This window comes from Streptomyces sp. URMC 124 (assembly GCF_051386455.1).
In the GTDB taxonomy this organism is placed as follows: Bacteria; Actinomycetota; Actinomycetes; order Streptomycetales; family Streptomycetaceae; genus Streptomyces.
Map to the genome: position 1 here is coordinate 1 of NZ_JBPQTS010000216.1, position 9,377 is coordinate 9,377.

At 71.3% G+C, this 9,377-nt stretch carries 9 protein-coding genes and 1 tRNA gene; 7 read left to right on the plus strand and 3 right to left on the minus strand.

The features are described 5' to 3' along the window. Positions 1-101: 101 nt before the first annotated feature. A tRNA-Arg gene (locus ACSNOG_RS30215) sits at positions 102-173 on the plus strand. A gap of 84 nt (positions 174-257) precedes the next feature. On the opposite strand, the gene ACSNOG_RS30220 is transcribed toward ACSNOG_RS30215, so the two are convergent. After that, the gene (locus tag ACSNOG_RS30220) at positions 258-641 is read right to left on the minus strand and encodes a DUF6083 domain-containing protein (protein ID WP_436755890.1); all 384 of its coding nucleotides are present in this window, start codon (positions 639-641) and stop codon (positions 258-260) included. A gap of 310 nt (positions 642-951) precedes the next feature. Between ACSNOG_RS30220 and ACSNOG_RS30225 the strand changes: the two genes are divergently transcribed. Together ACSNOG_RS30225 and ACSNOG_RS30230 are read left to right on the plus strand one after the other, a co-directional pair. Next, positions 952-1,908, plus strand: coding sequence for a hypothetical protein (locus ACSNOG_RS30225; RefSeq protein ID WP_436755891.1), 957 nt, complete (start codon positions 952-954; stop codon positions 1,906-1,908). 68 nt (positions 1,909-1,976) lie between these two features. Further along, entirely contained in the window at positions 1,977-3,542 is a 1,566-nt protein-coding gene (locus ACSNOG_RS30230; protein WP_436755892.1) for an amino acid permease, read from the plus strand. A 75-nt stretch (positions 3,543-3,617) separates the two neighbouring features. On the opposite strand, the gene ACSNOG_RS30235 is transcribed toward ACSNOG_RS30230, so the two are convergent. Both ACSNOG_RS30235 and ACSNOG_RS30240 read right to left on the minus strand, forming a co-directional pair. Then, positions 3,618-4,445 carry a polysaccharide deacetylase family protein gene (locus ACSNOG_RS30235; RefSeq protein WP_436755893.1) on the minus strand — a complete coding sequence of 276 codons (828 nt, stop codon included), beginning with the start codon at positions 4,443-4,445 and terminating at the stop codon, positions 3,618-3,620. Positions 4,446-4,600: 155 nt separating this feature from the next. Continuing rightward, positions 4,601-5,728, minus strand: a complete 1,128-nt coding sequence (locus ACSNOG_RS30240; protein ID WP_436755894.1) for a ferritin-like domain-containing protein — start codon at positions 5,726-5,728, stop codon at positions 4,601-4,603. A 138-nt stretch (positions 5,729-5,866) separates the two neighbouring features. Here ACSNOG_RS30240 and ACSNOG_RS30245 point away from each other — a divergent pair, with 138 nt between their 5' ends. From ACSNOG_RS30245 to ACSNOG_RS30260, 4 genes are all read left to right on the plus strand, one after another. Further along, complete coding sequence (locus tag ACSNOG_RS30245; protein WP_436755895.1) at positions 5,867-6,799, plus strand: AurF N-oxygenase family protein; 933 nt, start codon at positions 5,867-5,869, stop codon at positions 6,797-6,799. Between the two features lie 106 nt (positions 6,800-6,905). Then, positions 6,906-7,658, plus strand: a complete 753-nt coding sequence (locus tag ACSNOG_RS30250; RefSeq protein ID WP_436755896.1) for a TetR/AcrR family transcriptional regulator — start codon at positions 6,906-6,908, stop codon at positions 7,656-7,658. A 48-nt stretch (positions 7,659-7,706) separates the two neighbouring features. Further along, positions 7,707-8,000, plus strand: a complete 294-nt coding sequence (locus tag ACSNOG_RS30255) for a hypothetical protein (RefSeq protein ID WP_436755897.1) — start codon at positions 7,707-7,709, stop codon at positions 7,998-8,000. Positions 8,001-8,234: 234 nt separating this feature from the next. Then, a complete protein-coding gene (locus ACSNOG_RS30260) occupies positions 8,235-9,359 on the plus strand; it encodes an NlpC/P60 family protein (RefSeq protein WP_436755898.1) in 1,125 nt (374 codons plus the stop codon). The last annotated feature ends 18 nt before the right edge of the window (positions 9,360-9,377 follow it).

Consider the following 9,377-nt stretch of genomic DNA (forward strand, 5'->3'; position numbering starts at 1 on the left):
CCCATGCGCTACCCCGCCCCGTCCCCTCGCCGAACGACGTTGCGGATCACCCTCCGGAAGCTGGTAATGTTCTACCCGTCACCGCACGAAGCGGCCGACACGCCCCCGTAGCTCAGGGGATAGAGCAACGGCCTCCGGAGCCGTGTGCGCAGGTTCGAATCCTGCCGGGGGCACCCTTTATGAGGTGCCCAAAGACCCCGTCACCAGCGGAAGACGCTGAGGCCGGGGTCTTCGCGTCTCTGCAGACGGAGGAGCCTTCACCCGGCATCCGGCCACTGTCTCGGGGGCTCCGGCGGCTGCCGGTCCTTCTGCCTCTCGGCCCGTCGCCCGTTCTCGGCCCGCAGGCTTGTCAGCCACGGCCAGAGATCAGGCAAGGGTTGCGCCGAGCACGCGAGCCGGTGCTCTATACGACACCGCTGAGAGGGGTCCGGCGGGCATACGCCGTAGACCGTCACCCTCCCGTCGGACATCACTATCCACCGATGCTCCGGCGGCACTGCGTGCGCCAACGGCGTCATGCCCGGCTCGAGGAGAACCCAGTCCTGCTCGAGCGTCGCCAGACGGTCCGCAAGCAAGCCGCAGTACAGGCACGGTGACTGCCCGCCGCCCAGCCGGTGCGGCCCTTCGTCAAGAACCCCCATACCTCAAGGGTCGACAGCCCGAGCCGGTATCCGAAGAGCGCGAATCGGACGGGACGCATGGTGCCTTCATCCATCGATGAAACTCCACACAACGCGGCAGGTCCAACCTGCAACTGGCGACCGACGGCACGGGGCCGAGAACGACACGCTCTCCCCGCTGCCTCGGGTTGAGGGCCTCGGTCGTTACGGTCTCATTCGGGGGCGTGCCGGGGTAGTGTGCGCCCCCTGGGGTCCCGGGGGAGCCGGGGGTCTGGTGTTCCAAGTTTTCCTTTGACACGTCTGCTTGACGCAGCTTCAGGGAAGCGGGGCGATGAGGTTTCGCCGGGGTGCCGGGGACGGGCTGGATCTGCATCAGGCCCGGGACGATCTGCCGTTACGGGCCGTGCTGGAGGACGCCGCCATGGGGCGGTGGGAGGGGCCGCGGGATCTGCTGGCGGCCACCGGGGCGGACTGGGACCGGCGGATCTTCCGGTTGCAGGTGCTGGCGCGGGCCGGGGCGAGGTTGCGGTTCGCCGATACGTGGGCGGGGGCCGAGCCGCGGTCGGGGGACGCGCTCGCGTTGCTCGCGCACGTGCAGGCCGTGCGGTCGATGATCAGCGGGGCCGGGGCGGGGCGGGCCGAGATGGAGCGGGCCTGGGCCACGTGTCTGGCGGCGGCCGAGGCGGTGCCGGCCGACCCCTCGCCGTGGGTGGTGATGCTCGCGCTCCTGCGGGTGCACGCGCCCGGCCGTGGCGTGCTGGAGCAGGTGTGGGCGGAGGTCGTGCGGCGCGATCCGTACAACCGCGAGGCCCACCACGAGATGCTCACCTACCTCTTCGCCCGGAACCACGGCTCGGGAGCCGAGATGTTCCACTGGGCCCAGGAGCGGGCCGACACCGCTCCCCGGGGGCTGCCGCTGGCGGTGCTGCCGCTGGTGGCGCTGGCCGAGTCCCACCGGCACCGGATGGAGACCGACGCCGGCAGTTACGGGCTGAGCGTCCATCCCTGGATCGACTGCCCGCACATCGATCCCGTCCTGGACGGCTGGTGGCGGCACCGTTCCCCGCAGCCGCACGCCCAGTTCATGGACGATGCCAACTACCTCGTCCACGCCCTGTCCTTCGCGGGGCGGCACACCGAGGCCCACGAGGTGTTCCGCGCCGTCGGGCCTTATGCCTCCGAGATCCCCTGGTCCTACTGCGGGGACGCCTCCAAGCTTTTCCTCCGGCACCGGGAGTGGGCCCTTCGGGCCGTCCGGGGCGGACGGCAGTCCCCCCGCCGGTATTGACCTCCACCCCCACCGAGCCGACAGCACACGCACATTCCTTGACCGTTCCCCACGAGAAAGAGAATCGCGTGCCACTCGATGTCCCAGGACTCTCCGGCGTCCCCGGCGGCCCGGGCGTTTCCGACGAGGAGCGCCTCCGCCAGCTCGGCTACAGCCAGGTCCTCGCCCGTCACATGTCGGGGTTCGCCAATTTCGCCGTCTCGTTCACGATCATCTCCGTCCTCTCCGGCTGCATGACGCTCTACGGCTTCGGCATGCACACCGGCGGGCCCGCCATGCTCACCTGGGGCTGGGTCGGCGTCGGGGCGATGTCGCTGGTCGTGGGGCTGGCGATGGCCGAGGTGTGCTCCTCGTACCCCACCTCGGCGGGGCTGTACTTCTGGGCGCACCGGATGGCTCCGGAGAAGTCGCGGGCGGCGTGGGCGTGGTTCACGGGCTGGTTCAACGTGCTCGGGCAGGTCGCGGCGACGGCCGGGATCGACTTCGGGGCGGCGTCGTTCCTGAACGCCTACCTCGATCTGCAGTTCGGGTTCGCGGCGACGCCGGGCCATACGATCCTGCTGTTCGGCGCGGTGCTCCTGCTGCACGCGGTGCTGAACACCTTCGGCGTCCGCCTGGTGGCCTTCCTCAATTCGGTGAGCGTGTGGTGGCACCTGCTGGGCGTGCTGCTGATCGTGGGCGCGCTCGTCCTCGTGCCCGATCATCACCGGCCCGCGTCGTTCGTCTTCACGCACTTCGTCAACGACACCGGCTGGAGCTCGGGCCTCTACGTGGGGCTGATCTCGCTGCTCGTCGCGCAGTACACCTTCACCGGCTACGACGCCTCCGCCCACATGACCGAGGAGACGAACGACGCGGCGGTGGCCGGGCCGCGCGGCATCGTCCGGTCGATCTGGGCGTCGTGGATCGCCGGGTTCGTGCTGCTGGCGGGGCTGACGTACGCGATCCAGGACTGGGACGGCGCGGCGGGCACCGCGACCGGGGTGCCGCCCGCGCAGATCTTCATGGACGCGCTCGGCGCGGCGGCCGGCAAGCTGCTGCTGCTCGTCGTGATCGTCGCGCAGCTGTTCTGCGGCATGGCCTCGGTGACCGCCAACTCGCGGATGATCTATGCGTTCTCGCGCGACGGCGCCCTGCCGTTCTCCCGCGTCTGGCACCGGATCAACCCGCAGACGCGCACGCCCACCAACGCCGTCTGGCTCGCCGCCGCCGGAGCGTTCGCCCTGGGCCTGCCGTATCTGATCAACTCGACGGCGTACGCGGCCGTGACGTCGATCGCCACCATCGGCCTGTACCTCGCCTACGCCGCGCCGACCCTGCTGCGGCTGCGCAAGGGCGACGCCTTCGAGCGCGGGCCGTGGCACCTGGGCCGCTGGTCGAAGCCGGTCGGGGTGGTGGCCATCGGCTGGGTCGCCGTGATCACCGTGCTGTTCATGCTGCCGCAGGCGAGCCCCGTCACCGTCGACACGTTCAACTACGCGCCCCTCGCGGTCGCCGCCGTCCTGGGCTTCGCCGGTGTCTGGTGGCTCGCCTCGGCCCGCAGGTGGTTCCTCAATCCGCACCACCCGCGCAACGCCGCCTCCCTTCCCGAGCCGGTCGCCGCTCCTCAGGAGACCGACGTCTTCCGCTGGTAGCCGCCTCGGAGGCGACCGACCCGGTGTCTTTTGCCGGTAGCCGCCTCAGGGGCTGCGTCCCCGGCGGTGCCGGCCTCACGCCTTGGGGTAGGCGAACGCGTACCCCTCCTCCTTGAACCACGGCAGCAGCCGCTCCAGTGCGGCGACCGTCTGGCCGCGGTTGCCGCCGCCGTCGTGGAAGAGGACCACGGGGCCGTCCTTCATGCCCTTCTTGACCGCGTCGACGATGTGGTCGACGCCGGGGTTGCGCCAGTCGTGGGTGTCGACGCTCCAGCCCAGCGGGCGCATCCCGTGCGAGGCGGCGACCTCGCGGCTGTACGGGGTGAACGCCCCGCCGGGCGCCCGGTAGTAGTACACCCGGGCGCCGGGGCCGGCCGCCTCCTCGATCATGGTGCGGGCGTCGAGGACCTGGCGCTCCTGATAGGACTCGGGGCGCTTGTCCATGGCGGTGTTGTGGTCGGTGGAGTGGTCGCAGAGCCGGTGGCCGGCCGCGACGACCTTCTTGACGAGGTCGGGGTACTCCCGGGCCCGTGACCCGATGATGCAGAACGTGGCCTTGGCGTCGTACTTCTTGAGCAGGTCGAGGACCTTCACCGTCCAGCCCGGTTCGGGTCCGTCGTCGATCGTCAGGTTGACCGTTTTTCCTGGGGTCTCGCTCTCGTGCGAGATCTCGGCCGAGACCCGGGCCGGCGGCGGCGTGCTCCCGGCGCCGCCGGGCCCCGGGGACGAGGCTCCCGGCCGTCCCTTGCCCCCGTCGTCGCCGCTGCTGCCCGCGCCCGGCGTCCCCGTCCCCGCGTCCTCCGTGGCCATGGCCACGCAACCGGATATCGTGGCGAAGAACGTCAGTGCCGACGCCGTCGCGATCAGGAGATCCCTGCCCCTCCGAGCGGTCGGTCGTGCCATGAGCGTCCCCTCCCTCGGTGTGTGCTCCCGGTGCCCCACCCGCCTACGGGCCTGCCGCAAGGCCTACCCGTAGGTGCACCCGAAGACGTCCATACCGAAAAGAAGGTTCCAGGAGGGGACAAGTCGCTCAAGGCGCTCAAGTACCCCTGGTTAACTTACGTTTCACACGTCCCGGGCTCCTCCCCCTCACCCCGGGTGATCGCGTCCGCGACCTCGGCCCGCCGCTCCGCTTCCTCCTGCGCGAACCGCCGCGCGTCCAGCTGCTCGGCGATCTCCTCGTCCTGCGCCATGAGCAGGTCCAGGCTCGCGTCGCCCAGCTCCAGCACGCCCATGTCGACGTACGCGCGCTGCAGCCGCTCGCCCCACAGGCCGATGTCCTTGACGCACGGGACGATGCGGGAGAACAGCAACTTGCGGAAGACGCGCAGGTATTCCGACCGCTCGCCGAGTTCTGCGGCCTCGGCCTGCGGAATGCCGAAGTCCGTGAGGACGATGTCGCCCCGCAGCCGGTCCCGCATCAGATAGCAGCCCTCGATGACGAATTCCTCGCGCTCGCGCAGCTCGGCATCCGACAGCTCACGGTAATAGTCCCGCAGGGCCATGCGGCCGAAGGCGACGTGCCGGGCCTCGTCCTGCATGACGTAGGCGAGGATCTGTTTGGGCAGCGGTTTGTCGGTGGTGTCGCGCAGCAGGCCGAAGGCGGCGAGGGCCAGGCCCTCGATGAGCACCTGCATGCCGAGGTAGGGCATGTCCCAGCGGGAGTCGCGCAGGGTGTCGCCCAGCAGGGACTGCAGGTTGTCGTCGATGGGGTAAACCAGGCCGATCTTCTCCTGGAGGAAGCGGCCGTAGAGCTCGGCGTGGCGGGCCTCGTCCATGGTCTGGGTGGCGGAGTAGAACTTGGCGTCGAGGTCCGGCACGGATTCCACGATGCGCGCCGCGCAGACCATGGCGCCCTGCTCGCCGTGCAGGAACTGGCTGAACTGCCAGGCGGCGAAATTGCGCCGCAGTTCGTCCTTGTCCTTCCCGCTCATCTTTCCCCAGTAGGGGGTGTCGTAGACGGGCAGGTTGTCGTCGGGCAGGCCGAGCGGATCGTACGGATCCACGGGGAGGGACCAGTCGATGCGCTTCTCGGCGTCCCACTGTTTGTCCTTGCCCTTTTGGTAAAGGGCAAGGAGGCGGTCGCGGCCGTCGTCGTATTCCCAGCTGAAACGGGCCGCGCCGGTCGCGGGCACCGTCCAGCCCGGGCCGCCCGGGTCGTGTGCGTAGAGGTTCCGCGTCGTCATCGACGTCTCCCGTCCCCTTCCGTCCTCTCCCCCGTTCTCGTTGGCAGGCTCACACGCCGGTTACCGCCGGGTCAACGACCCTTCATCAACTCACCCGAAAGGATTGACGGCCTTGCTGACAAGCAGTCTCATAAGGGTGTGACCCCAAGTAACCCTGTAGTCAGCCCCCTCCGGGACGCCCTCGGGCCGCTGAAGGACCGCGAGCAGGTCGCGCGGCGGCTGCTGGAGTCCTCCGCCAGACACTCCTTCGACCCGGACACCGAACTCGACTGGGACGCGCCCCTCGAGGACGGCAAGTGGTTCTGGCCGCCCGAGCTGCTCTCCCTCTACGACACCCCGCTGTGGCGCACGATGTCCGAGGAGCAGCGCCTCGAACTCTCGCGGCACGAGGCCGCCTCGCTCGCCTCCCTCGGCATATGGTTCGAGCTCATCCTGATGCAGCTGCTGGTCCGGCACGTCTACGACAAGCCGCTGACCAGCTCCCACGTCCGCTACGCGCTCACCGAGATCGCCGACGAGTGCCGGCACTCGAAGATGTTCGCCCGGCTGATCGAGCGCGGCGGCGCCCCCGCGTACCCCGTGACGCCCCTGCACCACAACCTCGCCCGCATTCTCAAAACCGTGTCCACGACGCCCGGTTCCTTCGCCTGCACGCTGCTGGGCGAGGAGATCCTCGACCACATGCAGCGCCTCACCTTCCCCGACGAGCGCGTGCAGACGCTCGTGCGCGGCGTGACGCGCATCCACGTCGTGGAGGAGGCGCGCCACGTGCGGTACGCCCGCGAGGAGCTGCGCCGCCAGATGGTGAGCTGCCCGCGCTGGGAAGCCGGCCTGACCCGGCTCAGCTGCGGAGAGGCCGCGCGCGTCTTCTCCGTCGCCTTCGTCAACCCGGCCGTCTACACGAACGTGGGGCTGGACCGGCGCGAGGCCGTCGCCCAGGTGCGCGCCAGCGGGCACCGGCGCGAGGTGATGCAGGCGGGCGCCAGGCGGCTGACCGACTTCCTGGACGACATCGGCGTGATGCGGGGCGTCGGCCGCCGGCTCTGGCGCGCCTCCGGACTCCTGGCCTAGCGCGACGGCAGCTTAAGACCGGTGGCGCTCTGATCCACGCCGGAGACCGCTCGTGCCCGCACGGCGGGGGCGGAGCGTCCGGGGCCGCACCGTTACGCTGCCCTGCATGAACGGCAGCGGAACCGCCCCGGCAGCACCGACTCCGTCCGCCCGCCCCGCCTACCGCAGACTCAGCGTCGAAGAGCGCCGCACCCAGCTGATCGCCGCCGCCCTCGTGCTCTTCGCCCACCGCGCCCCGGAGGACGTCTCCCTGGACGACGTGGCGGCGGCCGCGAAGGTGTCGAGGCCGCTCGTGTACCGCTACTTCCCCGGAGGCAAGCCCCAGCTGTACGAGACGGCGCTGCGCAGCGCCGCCGACGACCTGGAGCTGTGCTTCGCCGAGCCCGAGAGCGGCCCCCTCACCGGCCGTCTGGCCGCCGTCCTCGACCGCTACCTGGCGTTCGTGGACGAGCACGACGCGGGCTTCGGGGCGCTGCTGCAGGGCGGCAGCGTCGCCGAGACCTCCCGCACGGGCGCGATCGTGGACGGCGTACGCAGGGCCGCCGCCGCGCAGATCCTCAAGCACCTGCGGGTGCCGGAGCCGGGCCCCCGGCTGCGCATGATGGTCCGCACGTGGATCACGGCCGTGGAGGCGGCCTCGCTGATCTGGCTGGACGAGGGCAAGCAGCCTCCGGTGGAGGAGCTGCGGGACTGGCTCGTCGACCACTTCGTGGCGCTCCTGACGGCCACGTCGGCGAGCGACCCGCAGACGGCCGAGGTCACCCGCGCCGCGCTGGCCCTGGAGCGGGCGGAAGGGCCCGTGGGGCGGCTGGCCCGCCAGGTCATTCCGGTGGTGTCGGATGCGGCGCACCTGCTCTGATGCGGTACGCCCGCGGGCCCACGCGCGGGTCTGACGGACACTGGATCCGTGAGAAGCGAAGATACGCCCTTCGTGGGCGGCCCCCTGGACGGGCGCGTACTGCCGGTACTGCTGGGACACACCGGGCACCCGCCCAAGGTCTACGAGGTCCCCGTGCCGGACGAGCACGGCGGGGCCCCGACGGTCCTCGTCTACCGCCGGGTCCAGGCGGGCACGACGCGGCGGCTGGGGCTGCACAAGGGCTGGAAGTACGTCCACGACCCCGAGGGGCGCCGGGACGGCGGCCCGAAGTGGCCGTGGACGAAGCGGACGCGGCGGACGCGCCCCGGAGCGGACGGCTGAGCCGTCCGCAAGGGCGCCCGCGGGCGGCATCCGGGGCACGCGGGCGGGCACGAGGCCGCCGGCCGGGTGACGCCCCGCAACCATGGGGTGAGCGGGTTAGGCGGATTCGCCCACATCACCCCCATAAATAGGACCGCACGTGGAACGATCCTCCCTGGGTAAACGATCACGCCCCACCCCGGAGGTGAGCTCGTGTCAGGACGTTTCGCGCGTTCTGTCCGCACGGCGGCCCTGATGGCCGGCGCCGCATCGCTCGCACTGCCCGCGCCGCTGTCCGCGGCCGCGCCCGCCGACCCGCCCGAACGCTCCCGCCCCTCCCGCCAGTCCGTCGGCAGCCTCCTCTCCCGGCTCCAGTCGCTCTACCGGAAGGCCGAGGAGGCCACCGAGGCCTACAACGCGACCGAGGAGAAGCTCAAGGTCCAGCAGAAGCGGGTCGACGAGCTCAACGACGAGCTCGCCACCGCGCGCGTGGCCCTCACCGGCAGCCGGGAGGCCGCCGGCCGGATCGCCCGGGAGCAGTACCAGGGCACGAGCGGCACCCTCGCCCGTTACGTCTCCGTCTTCCTCAGCTCCGACCCGCAGCAGGCGCTCGACAGCGGTCACCGGATCCAGCGCGCCGCCGGGCAGCGGGCGGCCACGGTCGACCGCCTCGCCAAGGGCGAGAAGTACGCGTCGGGCCTGGCCGCCCGGGCCCGTGCGGCCCTCGACGAGCAGCAGGTGCTCGCGGCCCGGCAGAAGCGGCAGCGCGACGCCGTCAGGAAGCGCCTCGGCGAGGTCGAGAAGATGCTCGCCTCCCTGACCGGCCGGCAGCTCGCCGACATCCAGCGCCTGGAGCAGAAGAACGTCGGCGAGGCCCAGCGCAAGCTGCTCTCCTCCGGCCGGCTCAGCGGCTCGACCAGGCCCTCCGCCGCGGGCGGCAGGGCCATCGCCTACGCCTACCGGCAGTTCGGCAAGCCGTACGTGTGGGGGGCGGCCGGGCCGGACGCCTTCGACTGCTCCGGGCTCACCTCCCAGGCCTGGGCGCATGCGGGCGACACCATCCCGCGCACCAGCCAGGAGCAGTGGAGGACCCTGCCGAGGGTCTCGCTGGACGAGCTGCGCCCGGGCGACCTGGTCGTCTACTTCGAAGGGGCGACGCACGTCGCGCTGTACATCGGCAACGGACTGGTGATGCAGTCGCCGCGGCCCGGCGGCTCCGTGAAGGTCTCCCCGATCGCCGCCAACCCGCTGCTCGGGGCGGTCCGGCCGGACGCGGGCGAGGAGCCGCTGCGCAGGTACGTGCCGCCGCGGATGCCGGAGGGCGCCCTGGCGGGCCCGGACACCGGCTACGGATCGGCGCAGGCGCCCTCGGGGGCGTGACGCCGGGGGCGCCTGCGC